The following is a 25,849-nucleotide window of genomic DNA, read 5'->3' on the forward strand; positions in this document are numbered from 1 at the left end:
GGCTGCGACAAGTTTTCGACAAAGGTATCGATCCGTGAAAAAGGATTCGCTGAAAACCTGGATCAAGAGCGGCAGCCCCTGGGTCTGGATGAACGCGGGCGCCGTGGCGATCGCCGTGATCATGACACTCGGCCTGCTGGCGGTAATCGCCGTGCGCGGCCTCGAGCATTTCTGGCCGGACGACGTGATCGTGGCCGACTATCAGGTACCGGGATCGCAGCCGCGGGTGATGGCTGGCGAGGTGGTGCAGGCTGAAGAAGTGCCGCGTGCACGTCTGGCGGCCAGCGGCCTGCCGGTGGACGTCGAGGGCGGCGAATTCATGACCCGTGAGCTGCTCAAGGTCGGCAACCGTGAAGTCTATGGCGCGGACTTTTCCTGGGTCGTCGGCGAGTGGCTGAGCAATCCGCGCAAGCCGGCCGATCTGGTGGCGCTGGAGCGCCGCGAGTGGGGTAACTTCTATGGCGAGCTGTTGAACGTCAAAGAAGGCGGTCAACTGGTGGCCGAGGGCGATGCCGCATGGCCGGAGCTGCAAAAGCGGATTGACCGCATCGACGACCTGCATGCCGGGATCGCCAAGCTGGAAAAGGTCGACATCGGTCGCATCAACCATGGCCTCGAACGCCTGCGTCTGAAGACCCGCAAGCTGGAGCTGGACGACAAGCTCGACGCGGCCGCCCAGGCCGAGCTCGATGCCGAGCGGGCGCAGTGGGACGCCGAATACAAGGCGCTCGAAAGCGAGCTGGTCGCGCTCTACACAGGCTTCAACCGCGACAGCATCACCATGCGCACCATGGACGGTCAGGAAAAGGAGATCAGCCTCGGCAAGATCGTCCGTGCCTACCGCCCGAACGCCATGTCGACGCTCGACAAGCTGGGTTTCTACTTTGCCAAGGTGTGGGAGTTCGTCAGCGACGAGCCACGTGAGGCGAACACCGAAGGCGGCATCTTCCCGGCGATTTTCGGCACCGTGCTGATGACCATCATCATGGCGGTGATCGTCACCCCGTTCGGCGTGATCGCTGCGGTCTACCTGCGTGAATATGCCAAGCAGGGCGTGCTCACCCGCATCATCCGCATCGCGGTGAACAACCTCGCCGGGGTTCCCTCGATCGTCTACGGCGTGTTCGGTCTGGGCTTCTTCGTCTACGTCCTGGGTGGTTCGCTTGACCGGATCTTCTATCCCGAAGCAGCACCGGCGCCGGTATTCGGCACTCCAGGCCTGATGTGGGCATCGTTGACCCTGGCGATCCTGACGCTTCCGGTGGTCATCGTGGCCACCGAGGAAGGCCTGGCCCGTATTCCGCGTATTCTCCGTGAGGGTTCGCTGGCCCTCGGTGCGACCAAGTCGGAGACGCTGTGGAAAGTGGTCCTGCCGATGGCCAGCCCGGCGATGATGACCGGCCTGATTCTCGCCGTGGCCCGTGCCGCCGGCGAGGTCGCACCCTTGATGCTGGTGGGGGTGGTCAAGCTGGCGCCGAGCCTGCCGCTCAACGGCAACTACCCCTACTTGCACCTGGATCAGAAAATCATGCACCTGGGCTTTCATATCTATGATGTCGGCTTCCAGAGCCCCAACGTCGAGGCGGCGCGGCCGCTGGTCTATGCGACGGCGCTGCTGCTGGTGCTGGTGATCGCGACGCTGAATCTCTCGGCCGTCGTGATCCGTAACCACCTGCGCGAAAAATACAAAGCGCTCGACCACTGACAGCCGATAAAAGCGCTGGAGGCCTGAGGCTGGACGAACAAAGCGGCATCGACCGCGTCCAGCTCTCAGCCTCTGGCCTCCAGCGATTACGGAGACATTTCATGTCAAAAGCAAAGACGCATTCCATCGACATCTCGGCGCTGGGTCGTGACAAGCGCGTACTGGACCTGGCCAATGAAGCCATGGCCATCGAAGTGCCTGACCTGAGCCTCTATTACGGTGAAAAGCAGGCGCTGTACAACGTCAGCATGAACATTCCGCGCCAGCGTGTGACGGCCTTCATCGGCCCGTCCGGTTGTGGCAAGTCGACCCTGCTGCGCTGTTTCAACCGCATGAATGATCTGGTCGACGATTGCCGTATCGAAGGGGCCATCAACCTCGATGGCCACAACATCTACCGCAAGGGTGAGGACGTCGCCGACCTGCGTCGTCGCGTCGGCATGGTGTTCCAGAAGCCGAACCCGTTCCCCAAGAGCATCTACGAGAACGTCGTCTACGGCCTGCGCATCCAGGGCATCAAGCAGAAGCGCGTGCTGGACGAAACCGTCGAATGGGCGCTCAAGGGCGCCGCGCTGTGGGAAGAAGTCAAGGACCGCCTGCACGAATCGGCCCTCGGCCTTTCCGGTGGTCAGCAGCAGCGTCTGGTGATCGCCCGTACCATTGCCGTGCAGCCCGAGGTATTGCTGCTGGACGAGCCGAGCTCGGCGCTCGACCCGATTTCCTCGCTGAAAGTCGAAGAGCTGATCTACGAACTGAAGGCCAAGTACACCATCGTCATCGTTACCCACAACATGCAGCAGGCTGCGCGGGTCTCCGATTACACGGCGTTCATGTACATGGGCAAGCTGATCGAGTATGGCGATACCGATACGCTGTTCACCAATCCGGACAAGAAGCAGACGGAAGACTACATCACCGGGCGTTATGGCTAACGGTCGACAGACGACAACAGCGCTCAAGGCTGGAAGCTGGACGACAGGCGACTCCGTTTCGTTCAGCCCTCAGCCTTTAGCCTCCAGCGGCTTTTAGGAGCTTGAGATGATCAGCAAAGACAGCCATACCCAACACATCTCCCAGCAGTTCAACGCCGAGCTGGAGGAGGTGCGCAGCAATCTTCTGGCCATGGGCGGCCTGGTGGAGAAGCAGGTCAACGATGCGGTCACCGCGCTGGTCGAGGCGGATTCCGGACTGGCGCAGCAGGTCCGTGATGTGGATGACCAGATCAATCACATGGAGCGCGACATCGACGAGGAGTGCATTCGCATTCTCGCCCGCCGCCAGCCAGCGGCCTCCGACCTGCGCCTGATCATCAGCATCTCCAAGTCGGTCATCGACCTGGAGCGTATCGGTGACGAAGCGACCAAGATCGCCCGCCGCGCCATCGAACTGTGCGAGGACGGCGAATCGCCGCGCGGTTATGTCGAGGTGCGCCATATCGGCGATCAGGTGCGCCGCATGGTGCAGGAGTCCTTGGACGCCTTTGCCCGCTTCGACGCCGATCTGGCGCTGTCGGTGGCGCAGTACGACAAGACGGTCGACCGCGAATACAAGACCGCGCTGCGCGAACTGGTCACCTACATGATGGAAGACCCGCGTTCGATTTCCCGCGTGCTCAGCGTGATCTGGGTGCTGCGCTCGCTGGAGCGTATCGGCGACCACGCGCGCAACATCGCCGAAATGGTGATCTATCTGGTGCACGGTACGGACGTGCGCCATCTGGGTCTGAAGCGGATGGCCGCGGAGGTCGCCAAGCGCGACTGATCCATCGCAGCGAGGCCTGGCTCAGCGGTGGGCCAGCAGCGCTCCCAGTGATAGGCCCTCGCTGTATCACCAGGGTGGGCTTCAGCCCACCGGAGGCAGGGCCCGTCGATCTGCTCCGCGCAACGCCAATGCCTCGCTGAGGTAGTCGATCAGCACCCGCTGCTTCGGCGGCAGGCGCTGATTCGGTCGCCACAGCAGCCAGGCGGCGCCCTGATACGATCCGGTGTAACGCCACTGCGGCAGCACTTCACGCAGGCGGCCTTCGGCCAGGGCCTGCGCGGCGGTGAACTGTGGCAAGACGGTGACACCGAGATCGACCAGCGCGGCTTCGAGCCGCGCTTCACTGTGGTTGCTGATGTAGCGACCACGCACCGTCACCACTTCCTCCTGTTCGCCATCGCTGAAATGCCAGCGGTTATCGCCCGCGTGCTCGCCCAGATACAGGCAGCTGTGGCGCAGCAGTTCCTGTGGATGCTGGGGCGTGCCGTGCTGTTGCAGGTACGCCGGGCTGGCGCAAAGCAGCTGCCGGACCGGACCGAGCGGCTTGCCGGCCAGGCCTTCGGGTGGTTGATCAGTGACCTTGACCAGCAGGTCGAAGCCATCTTCGATCAGGTCCGGGCTCTGATCGCTGACCTGCAACTGCACATCGACCTCGCCGTAGCGCCGGAGGAAACCTGGCATCAGCGGACTGATGACAAACTTGCCGTAACCCTTGGGTACGCTCAGGCGCACCAGCCCACGTGGGCTGCTCATCAGGCGCTCACCGATGGCCAGTGCCTGGTCGGCGGCGTCCAGCATCGTGCGGCAGTCGGCATAGAACTCGCTGCCGGCCTCATTCAGCCGCAATTGTCGCGTGGTGCGCTCCATCAGTCGTAGCGACAGCGCCTGCTCCAGGCGCGCCACCTGGCGGCTCACTGCCGAGGCGGTGGTGCCTAGATGACGGGCCGCAGCGGAGAAACTCCCGGCCTCGACCACGCGTACGAAAACCGCCATACCCGGCAGCAACGCGGCCTTGTCATTTGTTCTCATGCTGCACAAATCCTTTTCCGAATGGCTGGATTATCAATCTTAACGTAGCAATGGACAATCCACGCATTGCAGATAAAGAGGTCGGGCAGCATGAGCGATTGGCAAGGCGTGGTGCGACGCAACCTCTGGCTGGCCGATGCCATGCTGCTGGTCGTCGCGATCATTTGGGGCAGCAGCTATGCGTTGACCAAGCAGGCGCTATGGTTCTATCCAGTGCTGGGGTTTCTGGCAATTCGCTTCGGACTGACGTTTATCCTGCTGCTGCCACAGCTGCGCGGTGAGGGGCGACGGGCGATTCGTCCGGGCCTGCCGCTGGGGCTGGTCATGCTCGGGATCTTCCTTTGCGAAACCTGGGGCGTGATGCTGACCAGTGCCAGTAACGCTGCCTTTCTCATCAGCCTGTGCGTAGTCTTCACGCCCTTCGTGGAATGGGCGCTGCTGCGTCAGCGCCCGAGCAATCTGTTGTTTGTGGCTTGTGCCCTGTCGTTGGTCGGCGTCTGGCTGCTGACCGGAGGCATGGCCATCTCGCTCAATCCGGGGGATGGGCTGATGCTCGCGGCGGCGCTGCTGCGTGCCGTGCTGGTTTGCCTTACGCGCCGGCTGACCGCCGATCTGCAGGTTCCAGCATTGGCGCTCACGGCGGTGCAGAGTGGAGTGGTGGCGTCAGGTTGCCTGATACTGGGCCTATCACTGCCGGGTGGCTTGCCGACGTTGCCGCAGAGTCCGGCATTCTGGGCCGCGACCTTGTACCTGGTGGCCTTCGCCACGTTGTTTGCGCTCTATGCACAGAACCTGGCGCTGGGCCGGACCAGCGCGACGCGTGTTTCTTTGTTGATGGGCTCCGAGCCTTTGTTCGGCGCGATTATCGCCGGGCTCTGGCTGGGGGAGCGGTTGACGCTGCCGGAATGGTCCGGCGGGCTGCTGATCATGCTGGCGACGCTGGGCGCGTTGCGTTTCGGTAGCGTGGCGGCGCCAGTCGTGGGTGAGGGCAAAGCGCAGACCGCCCATCCAGGCGCGTCCGTGCATTAGGGGAGGAGAAGCATTATGCGGTAGCGCTACGGTGGGCTGAAGCCCACCCTACGGCCGAGCATGGTGTCTTCATGTAGGGTGGGCTTCAGCCCACCAGCAGTGGCTATCTTCCGCAGCGTCTTAGCTGCGCTGCAGACTGGCGACCAGTTCCGTCAACTGCTGTTGCCGTTCGGCCTGTTCCAGGCGTGCGCCGGGATTGAGCGACGACCATTGCGGATGCGCGCGGCATCGGTGCAACGCTGCGGGGAGCTTGCCTTCGCGCCAGGTCTTGTCGTCCGGTGCACCGAGGCGGATCGCTTCTATTGCCGCGTGCCCACGGGCGGCGAGGGCGATCAATAACTGTCGCTGGCGCAGGGCGAGCAGGCGCAGCACGGCATCATCGACGGTGAGTTCGCGCTGGCCTTTGAGCTTGCCCAGCAGGCGGTTGCCGTAGTGCCTGGCTGTCTGTGCGCCGCCGCCGGCAATGGCGCCGAGCAGCGCGGCCGCGCCCAGGGTGATGCCGCCGACCATCAGATCCATGCCTGCACCGGCAGCCGCACCGGCGGCCATCCCGCCACCGATCTTCACACCCAGCTCCTTGAGTGTTTCAGGATTGAACAGGTCGTCACCCCAGCGGCCGCCGAGCAGCGGCAGATCGGCTGCCGCGGCATCCTGCGGACGGAACCCGTACAGCCGCAGCAAGGCTTCGACGCAGCGTTGTTCCCGGGACCGCACGGCGTCGTGCAATTCCCGGATGGCGCCGCGCTCCAGCTCCGCTTGGGCGGCGACGCTGCGTCGGCATGCCGCGACATCAACCAGCATCTCGGCGATCAGCCGGTGGCCCTCGCTCAGCCGGGCCAAGGACTGGGCCTCATGGTCATCGATCAGGCGCTGCAACTTCGGACGCGACTGCTCCAGCAGCAGCGCCAGGCTTTCATACAGGCGACGCTCGCCATCGATCGGCGGGGCCACGCTGTCGAAACGTACCAGCGCATGCAGGCCCAGGCGCGCCAGTGCTTCGCGCCATTGCTCTTCACGGTGGCCGGTCTGGGCGACGAAGTTGAGTACCGGCAGCAGCGGTTTGCCACAGCCGGCCAGCACTGCCAGCTCATCCTTGTATTTGGCCAACACCGGTTCGCGGGCATCGATCACATAGAGTCCGGCATCGCTGGCCAGCAGCTGGCGCAATACCTTGGCCTCCTGTTCGAAGCGCTGGCGCGCCTCGCTGCCATCGAGGAAACGGGCGGTGCGGGCCGTGCCGTCGAGCCGCTCGCCGGGGCGTTCGATCCGTTCGAGATGGTCGAGCAGGGCGATGGCGTCCTCCAGGCCGGGCGTGTCGTAGAGCTCCAGCAGTGGCTCGCCGTCCACCGACAGCCGTGCGCCTTCGACGTGCCGCGTGGTGCTCGGCCGGTGCGAGACCTCGCCAAAGCTGACATCGCGGGTCAGGGTGCGCAGCAGCGAGGTCTTGCCGACATTGGTGTGGCCGACCAGCGCGAGTTTCAGGGGCGCGCTCATGGCTTATTGCTCCGCTGCGCTCGCCTTTGTAGGAGCCAGCTTGCTGGCGATCCCCTGTGCAAGGTCGCTGCCGCCGGCAAGCTGGCTCCTACTGGAGCAATGCGGAGCTGCTCAATCATGACCACTCTCCAGCCAGGTCAGTGGCGCGCTGGTGGAATAAGGCAAGGCGAGGCCGTCCAGCGCCTGTTTCCAGTCCTGCAATCGATAACTGTCCAGAGCCTCGCCGGCGGGCGGCTGCAGCAGCCAGACGCGGGTCTCGGCAGCGCAGCGGCTGAGCTCACCGATCAGCGCCAGGGTGCCGCGGTCCGGCGAACGACGCGGATCGCAGGCGATGGCCAGGCGTTGCGGTGGGAAGCGGGTCAGTTGCTCGAGCAACCGCCGACGTTGCTCGCGGTCATCCAGCACGCCCGCATCGGCCACGGATTTGGGTAGTTTTGGCGGCCAGGGATGTCTCTGGTCCAGCTCGATGGCAACCAGTACCGCGCCCTCGCTGCCGTCCAGCTGCGTGCCAGCACTGGGCGCGTGCAACTGCGCCGGAGCCTGATCGCTGATGCCGAGGCGTTCGCTAGGGGGCTGCAGGCGTTCACGCAGCAGGCGATAGGTCGGCAGTTGCAGATCGAGCCGCAGCTGGGCACGGCCCTGTCGCCAGCGCCACAGGCAAAACAGCGCCAGGAGCAGGCGAGGCAGCAGCCCGTATATCAGCACCACGCCGACCAACCAGCCGGCCCAGCTTTGCCGGGCGCCGTCGGCACCGTTGCCGAGCGCGCCGCTGGCGCGGATCTGCTCGATATCCGGCACGCTGAAGCCCAGCAGCGCGGGCAGCGTGCCGAGCGCCTGGGTCAGGCTGATGAACGCGCCTTCGCCAAGGATGGTGGTTTCCCAGACGAAGCCGTAACGCCGCGTGGCGAGCAGCGCGAGCAGTGTCACCACCGCACTGGTCATCGCCACCAGCCACAAGCCGTGTACGCCGAGCCCCAAGAGCCAGCGGCCGAGGCGGCGTTGTTCCAGCACCGCGAGCAGGGCCGGCGCCAGCTGCACCGCGCGGGCGTCGCGGGCGAGCTTTTCGCTGAGCCAGAGCCACAGCCGGCCCAGCGCACCACCGGCATCGCCTGCAAAGAAGAAGCCCAGCAGCCAGCCCAGCAGCGTCAGCAGATTCAGCCCGAGCAGGCTGCCCAGCGCCCAGAACACGTTGACCGGTCGCACGCCATCACCCAGCGCCGCCAGCCCCAGCCCGGCCCCGGTGAACAGCGCCAGCAGCACCAGCGCAAAGCCGGCCAGCCGTGCGCCCTGGCGCCAGTGCTGCAAGGCATCGATCAGGCCGTCACGGCGCGCCAGCCACAGCGCGCGGAACTCGATCAGCTCCGGCAGCGTGCCGCCCTGCGCGCGGGCCTGGCGATTGGCTTCGGCATCATCCAGCGGCCCGGCGTGCTCTTCGCGCAGGCGCACGGCTTCGGTCAGCCAGAGACGGTCGAGGGGATTCGGTGAGGGTGGGAGAGGTGCAGGCACACGGTTTCTCGGGGAAGGGCTCGGCCCTGAGGATAACCGCTGCCGGTCACAAGGGTGAAATGGTCAGCTCGCCCGGATTCGCTCCTGCCAATAACGCCGAACGGCGAAGAACAGCGACAAGCCGGTGAGCACGATGAAGATCCAGGTAATCGGCCCGCGGAAGAAGATCATCGGATCGCCGCGGCCGATCAGCAGCGTGCGCCTGAGGTTGTCCTCGAACATGGGCCCGAGAATGAAACCGAGGAGGAAGGGCGCTGTGGCGAAGCCGGTGCGGTTGAACAGATAGCCGATCACGCCGAAGAGCAGCATCAGGCCGATGTCGAACAGGCTGTTGTTCACCGCGAAGGAGCCATAGACGCAGAACATCAGCACGATCGGCAGCAGGATGGCCTTGGGGATCTCGGCGATCAGTGAGAAATACTTGATCACGCCGTGACCGACGAACAGCAGCACCGCCGAGCTCAGCATGATCCCGCAGAACAGTGCATAGATCAGGGTGAGGTTTTCCTGGAACAGCACCGGGCCGGGCGTCAGCCCATGGATCATGAAGGCGCCGAGGATGATCGCGGTGATGACGTCGCCGGGGATGCCCAGCGACAGCAGCGGTATGAGGGTTGCGCCGGCCACGCCGTTGTTGCCTGACTCGGCCGCGGCCACGCCTTCCAGCTCGCCCTTGCCGAAGTTGGCGGCGTTCGGCGAGCGCCGTTTGGCTTCGCTATAGGAGATGAAAGATGCCGCGGTGGCGCCGGCACCTGGAATGGCGCCGATGATTACGCCGATAAAGGAGCCGCGCACGATGGTGACCAGGCTGGACTTGAGTTCGCCAAGCGTCAGGCCAGCCCCGCTGGAGGCGGCGCGGATATGCGGGCCGGCCTTCTTCAGGTAGAAATCGATCACCTCGGGGATAGCGAACAGGCCGATCAGCAACGGCACGAAGGAGACCCGGTCCATCAGGTTGTAGTTATCGAACGTCAGGCGTTGGCTGCCGTATACCGCATCCATGCCGATCATGGACACGATGACGCCGAAGCTGGCAGCGATCAGACCCTTGACCGGCGAGTCGCCTGCGATTGAGACGATGATGGTCAGCGAAAAGCAGATCAGCCAGAAGAACTCTGGCGGCCCGAAATTGAGCGCGACCTTGGCCAGGTAGGAGGCGAACAGGATCAGCGCCAGGTTCGATAACACATCGGCGATGCATGACGAGTAGAGCGCCATCTGCAGCGCCTTCTTCGCCTTGCCCTGCTGCGTCAACGGATAGCCGTCGAGCAACGTGCAGGCGGCGGCCGGCGAACCGGGCGTGTGGATCAGAATGGCGGTGATCGAACCGCCGTACATGCCGCCCTTGTAGATGCCCACCAGCAGCAGGATCGCCGTCACCGGCTCCAGCGAAAAGGTGAAAGGCAGGGCTAGCGCAACGGCCATGGTCGCGGTAAGGCCAGGAATCGCGCCGATGACCACCCCAATCAACACGCCGATGAAGATGGCGATGAAATTGTCGACGCTGAGAAACAAGTCCAGGACTTCGGAAAAACCTTCCATTCGGTTACTCGCGTAAGGGCGCCGTCAGTTCCATAGCGTGCCGGAGGGCAGCGGGACATTCAGTACGTGGATGAACAGCAGGCTTACCAGCCACGGCAATGCAATCGCCAGCAGATAGAGCCAGGGCTTGCGCACCGGATGGGCGGCAAACAGCAGCAGCGTGCCGAGAATACCGGCGACGATGGCGCCGAGCAGATCGAACAGCAGCCAATAGGCGCCCAGCCCGGCCAACATCAGCAGCCAGCGCCGGGCCGGCGCGCGTTCGGATTCGACGGCTGCGGTCCGGGCCGGCGGTCGCAAGCAGCCTTCAACGATCAACGCCAGCGACAACGCCGCGATCAGCCAGCCCGCCACACTGGGCAGCCAGCGTGGCGACTGCATGGGGTTGTCGACCATGGGGGCTTCGTCGATATGGTTCGGCACCAGGTAGAACAGAAACACCAGCGCCGCGATCAACCAGAACACGCCCAGCCATGTGTTGAGATTGGCCCGGCGCGGGCGGCTCACCGCAGCATCGGTGGTCATGACGGGCCTCCGATCAGTTCAGCTCGGCCTGACCGGCTACACGCTGCCAGCGCTGAACGTCCTCAGCGACATAGTCACGGAAATCATCGCCTTCCTCGGTCGCCGGCTCGCCACCGATCTGTGCGGCGAAATCCTTGAAGCTCTGATCCTCCATGACTTTGTCCAGTGCGGTCTGCAGCGTCTGGACGGCCTGGTCGGACATCTGGTCATCGGCGATCAGCCCGAACCAGGCGGTGGTGACGAATTCGCCCAGGCCCAGGTCCGCGCCGATTTTGGACAGCGGCTCGACATTCGGCAGGTACGGAGAGGCCTCTTTGGAGGTGACGGCCAGCGCCTTGAGCTTGCCGGACTGGATGTGCGCGAGCACGGTGGGCATGTTTTCGAAGGAGACGTCGACGTCGCCGCTGAGCAACGCAGGCAGTGCCTCGCCGCTGCCACGGAAGGGGACGTGGGTCATCTGGGTGCCGGTCATGGCCTTGAACAACTCGCCGGACATATGGATCGAGCTGCCGATGCCGGCGGAGCTGAAGGTCATCTCCTTGGTCTTGGCCGCCTCGATGAATTCTTCGACCGAGTTGTACGGGCTGTCGGCCGGCACCACCATCACGTTGGGGATTTCGATGATGTTGCGGATGAATTTGAAGTCTTTCACCGGCTCGTAGGGCAACTTCTTGTAGATCACCGGGCCGATGGTGTGCCCGGGAGACGCCATCAGAATGGTGTGGTCGGCGCCCCGCCCGCCGCGGGCCAGTTGTCCGGTGGCCATGGTCGAGCCAGCGCCCGGACGGTTTTCGACCACCACGGAGCCGATTTCCTGTTGCAGCAGATCGGCAACCTTGCGCGACAGCACATCCGTCGTGCCGCCCGGCGCATAGGGCACCACCAGGCGAACGGTATCGGTTGGCCATTCGGCGGCCTGAGCCGCAACGGAAGCGAGCGGGAGCATGGTGCCCAGCAGAAGCAGGCGCAGGGTGCGCTTGAGAGTCAGAGCCATAGGAAAAATCCCGTCCTGTAATTGTTGTGAGTGTCCGACGACTACTGGCTGGCATAGGCCATCGCCAGCGGCTCGGACGCGTTCACCATAAAGGAAGCCGCCCTGCCGAGGCTCCGCTGGACGGAAATGGTGTTCGATTATCGAACGCTACTGCGTCTGCCGCTGGTTGTGGTTTTGACCCGCTTGCGCCAGTTTCGACTCCATTGCCCGATCAGATTAGAAGGAGAGTCGATGAGTGTTCTGCAAGGCATCAAGGTACTGGATCTGACACGCATCCTCGCTGGGCCCTGGTCGACCATGGCCCTGGCGGACCTCGGTGCCGAGGTCTGGAAGATCGAAAGCCTGGAGGGTGACGACACCCGCAGCTGGATGCCGCCGGCGAAGGCCGGCATCTCCACCTACTACCTCAGCGCCAATCGCAACAAGCAGAGCCTGGCGGTGGACTTGCGTAAACCCGAGGGGCGTCAGCTGATCCTTGATCTGGCCGCGCAAGCCGACGTCGTGGTCGAGAACTTCCTGCCGGCGAGCCTCAAGCGCCTCGGGCTGGATTACGAGACGCTTGCAGCGGTCAATCCTCGACTCATCCATTGCTCGATTACCGGATACGGGCGCGGCAACCCGATGGAAAACCGGCCTGGCTACGACTTCATCATCCAGGCCGAGAGCGGCTTCATGTCGATCACGGGTGACAAGGAGGGCGAGCCCATGCGCCTGGGTGTGGCTTTCATCGATCTGGTCACTGGCATGAATGCGGTTCAGGGCATCCTGGCGGCGCTGTTCGAGCGGGAGAAGTCCGGGCTCGGTCAGTCGGTGGACATCGCGCTGTCCGACAGTGCGCTGCACTTCCTGGCCAATGTCGCGTCCGGCTACCTCAACACGGGCAAGGTGCCGCAGCGGTACGGCAATGCGCACGCGAGCATCGTGCCCTACCAGCTGTTCAACACCGCCGATGGCAGCATCGCCTTGGCCGTGGGCAACGACGAGCAGTATCGCCGCCTGTGTCTGGACGTGCTCAAGCGTCCAGAGCTGTACAGCGATCCGCGCTTCGCCCAGAACAAGGGCCGCACCGAGCATCGTGAGCGGCTGATCTCGCTGTTACAGGAGGCGTTCGGAAAATGGCACAGCGAGGCGTTGATCGAAGCCCTGCGCGCCCAGGCGATTCCGGTCGGTGAAGTGAAAAATGTCGCTCAAGCCTTGGAGTCGGAAACAGCAGGCTATCGCGACCTCGTCATCAGTGCCGAGCATCCGGTCGCCGGGGAGGTGCGCATGGTGCGCAGCCCGCTGCGCTTCTCGCGTACGCCAACGGTTGTCGCCAAGGCGCCGCCGCTGCACGGTCAGCACACCGACAGCGTGCTCACCCGTGTGCTCGGCAAAAGCGAAGCGGAACTGGCCGAGCTGCACGAGGCGGGCGTGATCGGCTGATTCGCTCGCTCAGCGCCGATCACTTTACATGACAACCCGGACGTAGGAGTGCCCGGCCATCCTGGCCGGGCGGGGTGGCGCTGGGTATCACTGCCCGCGCACCTTTACCGCGATATCCGGCTGATCGATGAACAGCCCGTCGATGCCGGCGTCGAGGAAGGCCTGTATGTCGGCTTCTATGTCGCCGCGCTCGGTTGGGGAGTCGCCGTTGCGCAGGTTGGTCGGGAGGAACAGGTTCTCGGCGCGGAAAGTGTACGGGTGCACCTTCAGGCCAGCGGCGTGGGCGTTCGGCACGAAGTCGGTGGGCTGGCCGAGGTTGCCATTGGCGTCACGCGGAATGATGTAGCTCTTTTCGGGGCCGACGCCCGCGGCGTAGCGCGAGATGGCCTCCAGGCCTTCTGCGGTTGCCATCTGCGCATAGGTCAGTTTGCTGCCGCGCACCTGCTGGTCGTACGGCTGACCGCCACCGAACAGCTGAACCAGGCGCAGCTGCGTCAAGCCGCTGAGGGTCTTGAGGTTCTCGACTTCGAACGACTGGATATACACCGGCGCGCTGCGGCCTGCATAGCCGTTGCGGTGGAGGATGCGCACCAGCGGCTTTTCCATCGCCAGGCCGAGTTGCTGGAAGTGCGTCGGGTGCTTGGTTTCCGGGTACAGGCCGATGCGGCGGCGCTCGCTCAGCTGCATGGTTTTCACCAGATCGATGATTTCCTGCAACGTGGGAATTTCCAGGCTGCCGTCGAGCCGCGCGTTACCGGGGCGGATGTCCGGGATGCGTTCGATGGCGCGCAGGGTTTTCAGCTCGGCCAGGGTGAAGTCTTCGCTGAACCAGCCGGTGAGCTTCACACCGTCGACCATTTGAGTGCGCTTGCGGTCGGCGAACTCGGGGTGCTGCGACACATCGGTGGTCAGCCCCAGTTCGTTGTCGTGACGGGCGACCAACTCGCCGTCGCGGGTCATGACCAGATCCGGCTCGATATAGTCGGCACCCAGCAGGATGGCCAGCGCGTAAGAGGCGAGGGTGTGCTCGGGCACATAGCCACTGGCGCCGCGGTGGGCAATGACCAGCGGATGGGGCTCGTCGCGGGCGTTCTTGGCCGCGACCGAGGCGTCGGGCGTGGCGGCAAAGGCGGCGATCGGCAGCAGCAGGCTGCAGGCGGCAAACAGGTGGCGCAGGGTAGGGCGGCTGTGGCGGGCCATTGTCGGCGTCTTCGTGGAAGGGGAGCGGTAAGCCTGAAACCTGAGAATGACGACCGCTTGACACTTTGGTAAAGCGAAGATGACCGTTCGATGATGTTGACGTGTATCTGACGGCGCTGACTGCGCCGCGGGCGCTCTGTTATTCTCGCCGCCATGAATCAGACCTCACTTCCCCTCGCCATGATCGCGGCCCTGGCGAACAACCGCGTCATCGGCCTCGACAACAGGATGCCCTGGCATCTGCCGGCCGACCTCAAACACTTCAAGGCCATGACCCTTGGCAAGCCGATCATCATGGGGCGCAAGACCTGGGATTCGCTTGGTCGCCCGTTGCCGGGCCGGCTGAACCTGGTGGTCAGTCGTCAGGCCGATCTGCAAGTCGAAGGTGCCGAGACCTTCCCTGCACTCGACGCCGCGTTGGCTCGCGCCGAGCAGTGGGCGCGCGAGCAGGGCGTTGACGAGCTGATGCTGATTGGCGGCGCGCAGCTCTATGCCCAGGCATTGGGGCAAGCTCAGCGCCTCTACCTCACCCGAATCGATGCGGCCCCTGAAGGCGACGCCTTTTTCCCCGCCTTCGAAGAAGCCGAATGGCAGCGTACCGAGAGCCAGTCACATCCGGCCGAGGGCGACGCCCCGGCGTACCGTTTCGAGACCTGGCAGCGCCGCTGAGCCCGTCCCGCAAGCTTCCTTGACTGTTGCCAAGTCCTGGCCTGGCATCAGCGCTTATGCTTTCCGTCCGCTTCACACGAGACATCTCCGATGCCGAATGACAAACGTGGCGTAGTGCAACGTGGCGTAGTGCAACGTGGCGCAGTGCAAGCTGGCACTACGCAAGCGAACGCGGTGAAACCTGACACTGATCATGCGGACACGGAGCAGCCCGAAACCATCGCTGCCATCTTCGTCCGTCATCCGCTCTGGGAGGACGCCTTGGCGCTGCTGCTGGGCACCGCGATGGTGGCGCTGGGCATTGCCTTCTACAGCCATGCCGGGCTGCTCACCGGCGGCACCGTGGGCCTTGCGTTCCTGTTCAAGTACGTCGCCGGCTGGCCGTTCGGGCTGGTGTTCTTCACTCTCAATATCCCTTTCTACCTGCTGGCGATCTGGCGCATGGGCTGGAGCTTCACGCTGCGCACCATCATCGCGGTGGGCCTGGTTTCGCTGCTGGCGGAGCTGACGCCGCAGTGGATTCGCTTTGCCGAGCTGAACATCTATTACGCCGCACTGTTCGGCGGTTTCGCCATGGGCATCGGGCTGCTGATGCTGTTCCGCCACCGCGCCAGCCTCGGGGGTGTGAATATCCTTGCGCTGTTCCTGCAGGAGCGGTTCGGCCTGCGCGCCGGGACCTTTCAGATGGGCATCGATGCGCTGATCGTGCTGGCGGCGGTGTTCATCGTGCCGCTGGATAAGGTGGCCCTTTCGGTGCTCGGCGCGGTGGCGCTGAATCTGGTGCTGGCGGTCAATCACCGTGCCGATCGCTACATGGGGGTCAGCTGACGCGCCGGAGTTCCGTGGGCCCCGTCGGGCGAATGAATTCGCCCCTTGGTGGTTGGTGCGGTTCCTGGGCAGACCGATAAATCCGTCCTGAGACCCGCGCTCCGGCCTAACCCAGCGTGACCAGTTGCGCGCGCGGCTGCCCGTCTTCGATGTCCAGCAAAGCCAGGCTGATCGGCAACTTGAAGCGCCGGCGGCCGGCACTGCCCGGGTTGAGGTAGAGCACGTCGTTGACCTGCTCGATCTTGGGTTGGTGCGAGTGCCCGGCAATCACCACGGCAACCCCCTCGGCGACCGGGTCGATCTGCATGGTCTTGACGTCGTGGGTGACGTGGATGCGAAGCCCATCGATCCGCAGATCAAGGGTTTCGGGGATCGCTGTGGCCCAGTCACCGCTGTCGACATTGCCACGAATTGCGTCCAGTGGCCCCAGCTCACGCAACCTGTCCAGCACCTCGGGTTTGCCGATGTCGCCGGCATGGATGATCCGCTCGCAACCCTGGAGCGCGGCGAGCGCTTCGGGGCGCAGCAAGCCGTGGGTATCGGAGATGATGCCGATGCGCATGGTGGCTCCCGTTTTCGTGAGTGTATGGATGTTGGGCAAGCGAGGCTTGGCCGCGGTTCGATCTTGCGGCAGTCTGGCGCTCGCCTTATCGAAGGGGAACAGGAATGGAGCGGGTCGATTGCGTGGTCATCGGTGCTGGCGTGGTGGGGCTGGCGGTAGCGCGGGCACTGGCCCAGGCTGGGCGTGAAGTGCTGATTCTGGAGGCCGGGTCAGCCATCGGCACAGCCACCAGTTCGCGCAACAGCGAGGTCATTCATGCCGGCATCTACTATCCGCAAGGGTCGTTGAAGGCGCGGCTGTGCGTGGCCGGGCGGGACGCGCTCTATGGGTTCTGCGACAGCCACGGCGTGCCTTGTCGGCGCTGCGGCAAGCTGATCATCGCCACCGACGCATCACAGTTGGCAGGGCTCGACGCGCTGCAGACTCATGCCCTGGCCAATGGCGTCGACGACTTGCGCAGACTCGACGCGGACGAGGTGAAGATGCTGGAGCCGCAGCTCAATGCCGTGGCTGGATTGCTCTCGCCCGGCACCGGGATCGTCGACAGCCACGCCTTGATGCTGGCGCTGCAAGGCGATGCCGAAGCCGCGGGCGCGCTGTTGGCGCTGCATGCACCGGTCACGGAAATGGAAGTGATGGACGCGGGGTTGCGCGTCGACGTCGGTGGCGACGCGCCCATGACGCTGGCTGCCGTCAGCGTCATCAACTGTGCCGGTCATGCCGCCCCCGAGATCGCCGCGCGTACGGTGGGGCTTGCCGCCGAATCGGTGCCGGCGCGCTACTTCGCCAAGGGCAGCTATTTCAGCCTGGCGACTGCAACGCCTTTCCACCATCTGGTCTATCCGTTGCCCGAGCCTGGCGGGCTGGGCGTACACCTGACCCTGGACCTCGGCGGACAGGCTCGTTTCGGCCCGGACGTGGAGTGGGTCGACGGCCTTGATTACACGATGGATGAAAGTCGCGCTGACGGTTTTTATGCCGCCATCCGCCGTTACTGGCCGGGATTGCCCGATGGTGCGTTGCAACCGGCCTATACCGGCATTCGCCCGAAGATCAGCGGCCCCGGCGAACCGGCAGCGGATTTTCGTATCGACGGGCCTGCCGAGCATGGCGTTGCGGGGCTGGTGAATCTGTTCGGCATCGAGTCGCCAGGACTGACCGCGGCCCTGGCGATCGCCGATGAGGTCTGCCAGCGCCTCGCTCAGGAGGCGCGTGCAATCAGGGATGCCTAACAGAGTGTCGGTTGTTTGCGGCGGATCTGGATCGGGACGGCCAAGCCGAAGTCCTGCTGCTTCGCGGCGAGCCCAGCGTGGTGCCGGTGCCGGGACGGGTTGCGGCGGAAGGCTGGCGTTGGCTTGGTCAGTTGCGCATCAGCGGAGACGCGCTTCCGGACAGCGAGGCGCTAGGCGAGGTTCGTGAGCGGGGGAATTCGAACTGGTCGCGCCCCGCTTCAACGCGATTGGACGGATTCGCCTGGAACCGGCCATCGGCGAACCATGAAAGAGCCCGGCGCGCCGGGCTCTTTTCGACGCTGAATCAGCCGTCCAGCATTGCCTTGTTGCGCACCGCGCCCTTGTCGGCGCTGGTGGCGAGCAGGGCGTAGGCCTTGAGCGCGGTGGTCACCTTGCGCGCGCGCGGTGCGGCGGGCTTCCAGCCTTTCTTGTCCTGCTCGATGCGGCGGTGGGCCAGCTCTTCATCGCTGACCTGCAGCTGGATGCTGCGGTTGGGAATGTCGATCAGCACCTTGTCGCCGTCGCGCACCAAGCCGATGGCACCGCCCGCAGCCGCTTCCGGCGAGGCATGGCCGATGGACAGGCCCGAGGTGCCGCCGGAGAAGCGGCCGTCGGTGAGCAGGGCGCAGTCCTTGCCCAGCCCTTTGGACTTCAGGTACGAGGTCGGGTAGAGCATTTCCTGCATGCCCGGGCCGCCCTTCGGGCCTTCGTAGCGAATGATGACGATGTCGCCGGCCTTCACCTCGTCATTGAGGATGCCCTTCACGGCGCTGTCCTGGCTTTCGAAGATCTTGGCGGTGCCTTCGAAGACGTGGATGGATTCATCCACGCCCGCCGTTTTTACCACACAGCCGTCGAGGGCGATGTTGCCGTAGAGCACGGCCAGGCCGCCTTCCTGGGAATAGGCATGCTCGACGCTGCGGATGCAGCCTTCGGCGCGATCCAGGTCGAGGGTGTCCCAGCGGGTCGACTGGCTGAACGCCGTCTGCGTCGGGATACCGGCCGGGCCGGCCTTGAAGAAGGTGTGTACCGCTTCGTCCTGGGTCTGGGTGATGTCCCATTTGGCGATGCCTTCTGCCAGCGTCCGGCTGTGCACGGTGGGCACGTCGGTGTGCAGCAGGCCGCCACGGGCCAGTTCGCCGAGGATGGAGAAGATCCCGCCGGCGCGGTGCACGTCTTCCATGTGGTACTTCTGGATGTTCGGCGCGACCTTGCACAGCTGCGGCACCTTGCGCGACAGGGCGTCGATGGCGCGCAGGTCGAAATCGACCTCGGCTTCCTGAGCCGCGGCCAGCAGGTGCAGGATGGTGTTGGTCGAGCCGCCCATGGCGATATCCAGGGTCATTGCGTTCTCGAACGCAGGGCGGCTGGCGATGTTGCGCGGCAGCACCGACTCGTCGCCTTCACCGTAATAACGCTGGCACAGCTCGACGACGGTACGGCCGGCGCGCAGGAACAGCTGCTCGCGGTCGCTGTGGGTCGCCAGGGTCGAGCCGTTGCCCGGCAGGGCTAGCCCTAAGGCTTCGGCCAGACAGTTCATCGAGTTTGCGGTGAACATGCCGGAGCAGCTGCCGCAGGTCGGGCAGGCGCTGCGCTCGTATTCGGCGACCTTCTCGTCGGAGGCGCTTTCATCGGCAGCGATGACCATGGCGTCAACCAGGTCCAGGCCGTGGCTGGCGAGCTTGGTCTTGCCGGCTTCCATCGGGCCGCCGGAGACGAACACCACCGGGATGTTCAGGCGCAGGGCGGCCATCAGCATGCCGGGGGTGATCTTGTCGCAGTTACTGATGCAGACGATGGCGTCGGCGCAATGCGCGTTGACCATGTATTCCACCGAGTCGGCGATGATCTCGCGCGATGGCAGGGAATAAAGCATGCCGTCGTGGCCCATGGCGATGCCGTCGTCGACCGCGATGGTGTTGAATTCCTTGGCGACGCCGCCGGCCTTTTCGATCTCGCGGGCGACGAGCTGGCCCAGGTCCTTCAGGTGCACGTGGCCGGGCACGAACTGGGTGAAGGAGTTGGAGATGGCGATGATCGGCTTCTTGAAATCATCGTCCTTCATGCCGGTGGCACGCCACAACGCGCGGGCACCGGCCATGTTGCGGCCGTGCGTGGAAGTTTTCGAGCGGTAATCGGGCATGGCAATCGGTCCTGCTAAGGCTGGTCAGGTTGTGCGTATGGTGAGCGCTCCGCACGCCCAAGGCAAACCGATTGGGTGTTTGTCGGGGTGGGGGCCGGAGGGTCAGGCGGGGTTGCCGCTGCTTCGGCCGGCTCGGGAGTCCGCCGGAGGTGGGGCAGGATGGGGGATTCTAATCCCCCCGGGCTCCCAGGCGAAAGGGCCCCCGTCTGGAGACTCCGCGCAGGGCGCAGCCAATCCTAGTCGGGCATGTCCACGCCGCGCAGGCGCTGGGATCGGCGACGCAGCACCTCGAGCGTCACCAGCAACATGATCGACAGCAGAATCAGCAGGGTCGCCACGGCGAGGATGCTGGGGTTGATCTGCTCGCGCAGGCCGGAAAACATCTGGCGCGGAATGGTGCGCTGCTGCGGACCGGCCATGAACAGCACCACCACCACTTCATCGAAGGAGGTGATGAAGGCGAACAGGGCGCCGGAAATCACCCCGGGGCGGATCAGCGGCAAAATCACATCGAAGAACACTCGTAATGGCGAGGCGCCGAGGTTCAGCGCGGCGCGCACCAGCGAGTAGTCGAAGCCGCTCAGCGTCGCAGTGACGGTGATGATCACGAAGGGCGTGCCCAGCGCGGCGTGGGCGATGATCACGCCCAGATAGGTGCCGGCCAGGTTCAGGTTCGAATAGAAGAAGAACATGCCGGCTGCGGTGATGATCAGCGGCACGATCATCGGTGAGAGCAGCAGCGCGGTAATGATGCGGCGCAGCGGCATGTCGTCCCGCGCCAGGCCCACCGCCGCGCAGGTGCCGAGCACCGTGGCCAGCAGCGTGGCGAAGAAGCCGATGATGAAGCTGTTCTTGATCGCCAGCAGCCAGCGCGCGTCGGTGAACACCTGTTCGTACCAGCGCAGCGACCAGGCGTCCGGCTGCAGGGTCAGCATGCCTTCGGTGAAACTGAAGAAGGGTTCGCTGTTGAACGACAGCGGCACGATCACCAGGATCGGCAGGATCAGGAACAGCAGCACCAGCCAGGAACTGGTCTTCAGCAGCCAGTTGCCCAGGTGGTGCCAGAAACCGTAGTAGGAAGGCGTTTTCATAGGGCGCAGTTCATCCGAGTTTGATGCTGCCGGCGCCGACGAAGCGGTCGTACACCCAATACAGCAGCAGGATCAGCGCCAGCAGCAGCGAGCCCAGCGCGGCGGCCAGCTCCCAGTTGTTCGACGACTGCATATGGAAGGCGATGATGTTGCTGATCATCTGCCCGTCGGTGCCGCCCACCAGCGCCGGGGTGATGTAGTAACCCACGGAAATGATGAACACCAGCAGCGCGCCGGCACTGAGCCCCGGAAGGGTCATTGGGAAATAGATCCGGGCGAAGGCCGGTAGCGGTCGGGCACCAAGGGAGAGAGCGGCGCGCAGGTAGCTGGGATCGATACCGCGCATCACGCTGTACAGCGGCAGGATCATGAACGGCAGCAGGATGTGGGTCATCGCCAGCACGGTGGCGAACGCGGTGTAGAGCATTTCGAAGGGTGTGGCGATGGCGCCGATGCTTAGCAGGAAGCTGTTGATCACGCCGTTGGTCTGCAGCAGCGCAATCCACGCCGTAGTGCGCACCAGCAGCGATGTCCAGAACGGCAGCAGCACCAGCACCAGCAGCAGGTTGGCGCGATTGCTCGGCAGGCTGGCCAGATAGTAGGCCAGCGGGTAGCCGAGCAGCGCACAAAGCAGGGTGATGGTCAGTGCCATCTTCAGCGTCTTGGCATACAGTTGACGGTAGATCTCGGTGTCTCGGGACTGGATGCCGTGCTCGGCGTCCAGTTCCAGGTCTAGCGCGGTCAGGTAGTAGTGGTAGGTGTAGACCTCGCCGGCGCGGCGGATGGTTTCCCAGGTTTGCGGCTCGGACCAGTCGCGGTGCGCCTGGAGTAACGTCGCGACGCCCTGCTCCGGCAGCGCCTCGGGATCCAGCCTTCCGACCCTGCGTGCAGTGGACTTGACCATGCTGGACAGCCCTGCCTGCATGCGGTTGAGCTCCTCGGCCAGTTTGCCGGACTGGCGTTCCTTGGCCAGGCCATGCAGCTCTTCGGCGAAGACCGCCAGGGTGGCCTGTTCCGGGATGCCGGTGCCGTCCCACTGGTCGAGCCGCTCCAGCGTGGCGGGAATCAGCGCGGCCACGGTGGGGTGATGGACGCTGCGCCAGAGCATGCTGCCGATGGGGGCGACGAAGCTGAGCAGGATGAACAGCAGCAGCGGTACGACGAAGGCGAAGGCAAGCAGGCGCTTCTTGCGCCGGCTGGCGCTGGCCTGGCCGGTTTCGGCGTGAGTCAGGGCGGTCAAGGCGATACTCCGGTAAGGCGCCCCTTCGCCGCAGCTCGGGGCGCGCGGCGGTTACTTCAACAGCCACTCATTGAAGCGTTCGCCAAGGGACTCACCGTAATCGGCCCAGAACTCCGAGCCGGCCTGGATGCCCTTGTCCAGGTGCGCCGTCGGCAGGTGCGGTGCAGCGGTCTGGTCCGCCAGCGGCATGGACGACTTGCGAGTCGGGCCGTAGGCGACGTCCGGCATGCCGGCCAGCGGCTTGGAACCGGTGGCGTAGGCGATGAACTTGAAGGCCAGGTCCTTCTTCTTCGTGCCCTTGAGCACGGCCCAGGCATCAAGGTCGTAGACGTGGCCGTCCCAGACGATGACGAAGGGCTTGCCCTCCTGGCGGATCGAGTCATAGAAGCGGCCGTTGGCGGACTGCACCAGCACCGCGCCGCCGTCGTTGAGCAGCTGCGGTGCCTGGGACCAGGATTCGAACCAGACGATGTCCTGCTTCAGGGTGTCCAGCTTGGCGAAGGCCTGCTGCTGGCCTTCCGGCGTGGCGAGCACCTCGTACACGTCCTCCGGCGCCACACCATCGGCCATCAGGGCCCATTCCATGTTTACCTGTGGGCGTTTGCGCAGCGCGCGCTTGCCGGGAATCTTCGAGGTGTCGAAGAAATCGTCGAGCGATGCCGCCTTGGCGTCGCCGATGGTGCGTTCGTTATAGGCGAACACCACCGACCAGACGATATTGCCGATGGCGCATTCGCTGGCCAGCGCCTCGGGAATGAAGTCCTCCTCGGCCGGCGTGCCGTCGACGCCCGGTGGCAGGATGTCGCGCGGCACCTCTTCCAGCAGACCCTCGGAGCAGGCGCGCTCCAGGTCGATCACTTCGAAATCGACCACGTCCCACTGGATGTTGCCCGACTCGACCTGCGCCTTCATTTCGGCGACGCCGCCGGAATAGTCTTCGAACAGCACCCTGACGCCGGTGTCCTTCTGGAAGGGGTCGATGACGTGCTTCTGCTGCGCCGCGCCATAGGCGCCGCCCCAGGACACCACCGTCAGCGATTCCTGGGCGCTGGCGGTCAGGGATGCCGCGGCCAGCGCGGCGCCCAGGGCGAATGCGGAAACGCTGGTAGTCATTGATCTAGCCATGTGTGTGCTCCGTTGCCTGTTGCAGTAAGGGAGTGCGGTGGTGTTACAGCGGTTTAGGGGCTACCTGCCCGTCCAGGGCCTGGCTGTCCTGCGGTAGCCAGGCCAGGGCAATTTCCTGTCGCGGCGCCAGCTGCGGCGCGGAACAGTCGTTCATGTTCTTCACCACCAGTTCGGTGCCATTGGCGGTCTCGAAGTGATAGCGGATGTATTCCCCGACGTAATGCCGACTGACGAAGCGCGCCTGGATCCGGTTGCCGACGTCGCCCAGATGTTCGGTGAAGGTGAGCTTCTCCGGACGGATGGAAACCGTTGTCGGCTGGCCCACCTCACAGCAGTCGGCTTTCAGCGCGCCGACAAGGCCGCCATCGTCCAGGCGCACGCGAACGCCGTCCGCCTCGACGGCCTCGATGGTGCCGCGCAGCTTGTTGCTTTCGCCGATGAAGTCGGCGACGAAGAGGTTGGCCGGTCGTTCGTAGAGCACGTTTGGCGGTGCGCACTGCTGCACCACACCCTTGCTGAACACGGCGATGCGGTCGGACATGGTCAGGGCTTCGGTCTGGTCGTGGGTGACGTAGATCACCGTGAAACCGAGCTGGTCGTGCAGCCGCTTGATCTCGAACTGCATCTGCTCGCGCAGCTTCTTGTCCAGCGCGCCGAGCGGCTCGTCCATCAGCACGATGTCCGGCTCGAAGATCAGCGCGCGGGCCAGTGCCACCCGCTGGCGTTGGCCGCCGGAAAGCTGCGCCGGGTAGCGACCGCCGAAGCTCTGCAGTTCGATCAGAGCCAGGTACTGCTCGACCCGCCGGCGAATTTCGTCGCGCGGCTGCTTGCGGACCTTCAGCGGGTAGGCAAGGTTTTCGCCAATGGTCATGTGCGGGAACAGCGCGTATTGCTGGAAGACCATGCCGATATTGCGTCGGTAGGGGGCAATGCTGTTGACCGGGCGCCCGTTGATCAGGATCTCGCCGCTGGTGACGTCCTCGAAGCCGGCCAGCATCATCAGGCAGGTGGTCTTGCCCGAACCGGACGGCCCGAGCAGGGTGACGAATTCGCCCTTGGCGACATCCAGATTGAAGTCCTGAACCACCAGGCTCCGATGGTCGTAGGTTTTCTTTACGTTGCGAAACTGCAGGAACGGTCGGTCCCCAGCTTGATCATCCATAACCCGTCCTGTGGCCTATCGAGCAGACCGAGCTCGTAGCCCGGCCGTTCGTTCAGCCTGCGCCATTTCGTGCGGTGGGCGATTGTTCGAATCATAGGCAGCAATAACTGCGCCAGCCGAGCAGCTGGCCAGAAACGAAATGCGCCGTAGCATGCATCCAAGCCCAGTCGAGGCTCGGCGTTACGCTAGGCGAAATAAAACGGCTCACGGAAGCGCCGGCGGGGCTGAATGCACCCCGCCGGTGCGCCTGCTCAACTATTGGGCAGGACGCGGCAGATCATGCTCTTGATGTAGCGGGTTTCGGCAATTGCCGGATGCACCGGATGATCCGGCCCCTGGCCGCCGCGCTCGAGCAGCTGAATGTTGCGATCCAGATGACGCGCGCTGCCCAGCAGGATGTTCTGCAGGTCGTCCTCGGGCAGGTGCATCGAGCAGGAGGCGCTGACCAGGATGCCGTCCTTGTTGAGCAGGCGCATGGCGGTTTCGTTGAGGCGGCGGTAGGCGGCTTCACCGTTCTTCAGGTCCTTCTTGCGCTTGATGAAAGCGGGCGGGTCGGTGATGACCACGTCGAAGCGCTCTTCGGCGTTCTTCAGCTCCCTCATCGCTTCGAAGGCATCGCCTTCCACGCAGGTCATCTTCTCGGCAACACCATTGAGGGCCGCATTGCGCTCCACACCATCCAATGCAAACGCCGAGGCGTCGACGCAGAACACTTCACTGGCGCCAAAGGCCGCGGCCTGTACGCCCCAGCCGCCGATGTAGCTGAACAGGTCGAGCACACGCTTGCCTTTGACGTAGGGCGCCAGACGTGCGCGGTTCATCCGGTGGTCGTAGAACCAGCCGGTCTTCTGGCCTTGCAACACCGGTGCTTCGAACTTGACGCCGTTCTCTTCCAGCGCCACCCATTCCGGCACTGCACCGAACGCGGTATCGACGTAGCGCTCCAGCCCTTCGGCATCGCGGGCACTGGAGTCGTTCTTCCACAGCACGCCGCGGGGCTTGAGCACCTGGATCAGGGCTTCGAGCACGGCATCCTTGTTGCGCTCCATGGTGGCGGAGGCCAGTTGCACCACCAGGTGGTCATGGAAACGGTCCACCACCAGGCCCGGCAGCAGATCCGAATCGCCGTAGATCAGGCGATAGCAAGGTTGGTCGAACAGGCGATCGCGCAGCGACAGCGCAACCTGGATGCGGTGCACCAGCAGCGACTTGTCCAGGCTGTGCTTGAGGTCACGTGACAGCAGGCGCGCGCAGATCAGGTTGTTCGGCGAGACGCCGACAATGCCCAGCGGCTTGCCACCCGCCGCTTCGAGGATGGCCTGATCACCAGCGGCAAAACCGCTCAGCGGCGTGGCGGCGGTATCCACCTCGTTGCTGTAGACCCACAGATGGCCGGCGCGCAGGCGGCGGTCGGCGTTGGCTTTGAGGCGCAGGCTGGGCAGGGTCATCGGGAGGGCTCCGGGAAAAGGGCGGGCATTGTATAGGAGCGGCAAGCCTCAAGCCTCAAGCTGCAAGGAAAAGCACGCATCCTGAGCTTGGCTTGCCGCTTGCCGCTTGCCGCTTGCCGCTTGGAGCTTGGAGCTTGGAGCT

At 64.4% G+C, this 25,849-nt stretch carries 22 protein-coding genes; 8 read left to right on the plus strand and 14 right to left on the minus strand.

All coding sequences use genetic code 11. The features are described from left to right. Nucleotides 1-34: 34 nt before the first annotated feature. From pstA to phoU, 3 genes are all read left to right on the plus strand, one after another. The gene (gene pstA / locus NA637_RS00155) at nucleotides 35-1,705 is read left to right on the plus strand and encodes a phosphate ABC transporter permease PstA (RefSeq protein WP_336605485.1); all 1,671 of its coding nucleotides are present in this window, start codon (nucleotides 35-37) and stop codon (nucleotides 1,703-1,705) included. Between the two features lie 101 nt (nucleotides 1,706-1,806). Further along, nucleotides 1,807-2,637, plus strand: coding sequence for a phosphate ABC transporter ATP-binding protein PstB (gene pstB / locus NA637_RS00160; RefSeq protein ID WP_256070348.1), 831 nt, complete (start codon nucleotides 1,807-1,809; stop codon nucleotides 2,635-2,637). 106 nt (nucleotides 2,638-2,743) lie between these two features. Beyond that, entirely contained in the window at nucleotides 2,744-3,466 is a 723-nt protein-coding gene (gene phoU / locus NA637_RS00165) for a phosphate signaling complex protein PhoU (RefSeq protein WP_256070349.1), read from the plus strand. Between the two features lie 81 nt (nucleotides 3,467-3,547). Here phoU and NA637_RS00170 read toward each other — a convergent pair whose 3' ends face one another. After that, complete coding sequence (locus NA637_RS00170; protein ID WP_256070350.1) at nucleotides 3,548-4,495, minus strand: LysR family transcriptional regulator; 948 nt, start codon at nucleotides 4,493-4,495, stop codon at nucleotides 3,548-3,550. A gap of 90 nt (nucleotides 4,496-4,585) precedes the next feature. Between NA637_RS00170 and NA637_RS00175 the strand changes: the two genes are divergently transcribed. Next, nucleotides 4,586-5,524 (plus strand): DMT family transporter, encoded by a 939-nt coding sequence (locus NA637_RS00175; RefSeq protein ID WP_256070351.1) that lies wholly within the window; start codon nucleotides 4,586-4,588, stop codon nucleotides 5,522-5,524. A 120-nt stretch (nucleotides 5,525-5,644) separates the two neighbouring features. On the opposite strand, the gene NA637_RS00180 is transcribed toward NA637_RS00175, so the two are convergent. From NA637_RS00180 to NA637_RS00200, 5 genes are all read right to left on the minus strand, one after another. Further along, on the minus strand, nucleotides 5,645-7,018 hold the full coding sequence (locus tag NA637_RS00180; RefSeq protein ID WP_256070352.1) for a GTPase/DUF3482 domain-containing protein: 1,374 nt from the start codon (nucleotides 7,016-7,018) through the stop codon (nucleotides 5,645-5,647). 111 nt (nucleotides 7,019-7,129) lie between these two features. Next, complete coding sequence (locus tag NA637_RS00185) at nucleotides 7,130-8,524, minus strand: DUF2868 domain-containing protein (protein ID WP_256070353.1); 1,395 nt, start codon at nucleotides 8,522-8,524, stop codon at nucleotides 7,130-7,132. Between the two features lie 63 nt (nucleotides 8,525-8,587). Beyond that, entirely contained in the window at nucleotides 8,588-10,066 is a 1,479-nt protein-coding gene (locus tag NA637_RS00190; RefSeq protein WP_256070354.1) for a tripartite tricarboxylate transporter permease, read from the minus strand. Between the two features lie 24 nt (nucleotides 10,067-10,090). After that, entirely contained in the window at nucleotides 10,091-10,591 is a 501-nt protein-coding gene (locus tag NA637_RS00195; protein WP_256070355.1) for a tripartite tricarboxylate transporter TctB family protein, read from the minus strand. A 13-nt stretch (nucleotides 10,592-10,604) separates the two neighbouring features. Beyond that, on the minus strand, nucleotides 10,605-11,585 hold the full coding sequence (locus NA637_RS00200; RefSeq protein ID WP_256070356.1) for a Bug family tripartite tricarboxylate transporter substrate binding protein: 981 nt from the start codon (nucleotides 11,583-11,585) through the stop codon (nucleotides 10,605-10,607). 231 nt (nucleotides 11,586-11,816) lie between these two features. Here NA637_RS00200 and NA637_RS00205 point away from each other — a divergent pair, with 231 nt between their 5' ends. Continuing rightward, nucleotides 11,817-13,007, plus strand: a complete 1,191-nt coding sequence (locus NA637_RS00205; protein WP_256070357.1) for a CaiB/BaiF CoA transferase family protein — start codon at nucleotides 11,817-11,819, stop codon at nucleotides 13,005-13,007. 87 nt (nucleotides 13,008-13,094) lie between these two features. Here NA637_RS00205 and NA637_RS00210 read toward each other — a convergent pair whose 3' ends face one another. Then, complete coding sequence (locus NA637_RS00210; RefSeq protein ID WP_256070358.1) at nucleotides 13,095-14,207, minus strand: glycerophosphodiester phosphodiesterase; 1,113 nt, start codon at nucleotides 14,205-14,207, stop codon at nucleotides 13,095-13,097. Between the two features lie 153 nt (nucleotides 14,208-14,360). Here NA637_RS00210 and NA637_RS00215 point away from each other — a divergent pair, with 153 nt between their 5' ends. Next, entirely contained in the window at nucleotides 14,361-14,876 is a 516-nt protein-coding gene (locus NA637_RS00215; RefSeq protein WP_256070359.1) for a dihydrofolate reductase, read from the plus strand. A gap of 90 nt (nucleotides 14,877-14,966) precedes the next feature. After that, nucleotides 14,967-15,704 (plus strand): YitT family protein, encoded by a 738-nt coding sequence (locus NA637_RS00220; protein WP_256070360.1) that lies wholly within the window; start codon nucleotides 14,967-14,969, stop codon nucleotides 15,702-15,704. Between the two features lie 106 nt (nucleotides 15,705-15,810). On the opposite strand, the gene NA637_RS00225 is transcribed toward NA637_RS00220, so the two are convergent. After that, nucleotides 15,811-16,266 carry a metallophosphoesterase family protein gene (locus tag NA637_RS00225; protein WP_256070361.1) on the minus strand — a complete coding sequence of 152 codons (456 nt, stop codon included), beginning with the start codon at nucleotides 16,264-16,266 and terminating at the stop codon, nucleotides 15,811-15,813. 104 nt (nucleotides 16,267-16,370) lie between these two features. On the opposite strand from NA637_RS00225, the gene NA637_RS00230 reads away from it, so the two are divergent. After that, the gene (locus tag NA637_RS00230; protein ID WP_256070362.1) at nucleotides 16,371-17,498 is read left to right on the plus strand and encodes an NAD(P)/FAD-dependent oxidoreductase; all 1,128 of its coding nucleotides are present in this window, start codon (nucleotides 16,371-16,373) and stop codon (nucleotides 17,496-17,498) included. Nucleotides 17,499-17,802: 304 nt separating this feature from the next. On the opposite strand, the gene ilvD is transcribed toward NA637_RS00230, so the two are convergent. The 6 genes from ilvD to NA637_RS00260 all read right to left on the minus strand — a co-directional run bounded on the left by ilvD (nucleotide 17,803) and on the right by NA637_RS00260 (nucleotide 25,707). After that, the gene (gene ilvD, locus NA637_RS00235) at nucleotides 17,803-19,641 is read right to left on the minus strand and encodes a dihydroxy-acid dehydratase (RefSeq protein ID WP_256070363.1); all 1,839 of its coding nucleotides are present in this window, start codon (nucleotides 19,639-19,641) and stop codon (nucleotides 17,803-17,805) included. 236 nt (nucleotides 19,642-19,877) lie between these two features. After that, nucleotides 19,878-20,732: an ABC transporter permease gene (locus NA637_RS00240; protein ID WP_256070364.1), complete on the minus strand. Its 855-nt coding sequence runs from the start codon at nucleotides 20,730-20,732 to the stop codon at nucleotides 19,878-19,880. Nucleotides 20,733-20,742: 10 nt separating this feature from the next. Continuing rightward, nucleotides 20,743-21,972 carry an ABC transporter permease gene (locus NA637_RS00245; protein WP_256070365.1) on the minus strand — a complete coding sequence of 410 codons (1,230 nt, stop codon included), beginning with the start codon at nucleotides 21,970-21,972 and terminating at the stop codon, nucleotides 20,743-20,745. A gap of 51 nt (nucleotides 21,973-22,023) precedes the next feature. Further along, nucleotides 22,024-23,097 (minus strand): ABC transporter substrate-binding protein, encoded by a 1,074-nt coding sequence (locus NA637_RS00250; protein WP_256070366.1) that lies wholly within the window; start codon nucleotides 23,095-23,097, stop codon nucleotides 22,024-22,026. 43 nt (nucleotides 23,098-23,140) lie between these two features. After that, nucleotides 23,141-24,259, minus strand: coding sequence for an ABC transporter ATP-binding protein (locus tag NA637_RS00255; RefSeq protein ID WP_256070367.1), 1,119 nt, complete (start codon nucleotides 24,257-24,259; stop codon nucleotides 23,141-23,143). Nucleotides 24,260-24,510: 251 nt separating this feature from the next. Continuing rightward, nucleotides 24,511-25,707: a class I SAM-dependent rRNA methyltransferase gene (locus tag NA637_RS00260; protein WP_256070368.1), complete on the minus strand. Its 1,197-nt coding sequence runs from the start codon at nucleotides 25,705-25,707 to the stop codon at nucleotides 24,511-24,513. Between the last annotated feature and the right edge of the window lie 142 nt (nucleotides 25,708-25,849).

Source organism: Stutzerimonas stutzeri, from assembly GCF_024448935.1.
In the GTDB taxonomy this organism is placed as follows: domain Bacteria; phylum Pseudomonadota; class Gammaproteobacteria; order Pseudomonadales; family Pseudomonadaceae; genus Stutzerimonas; species Stutzerimonas stutzeri_AO.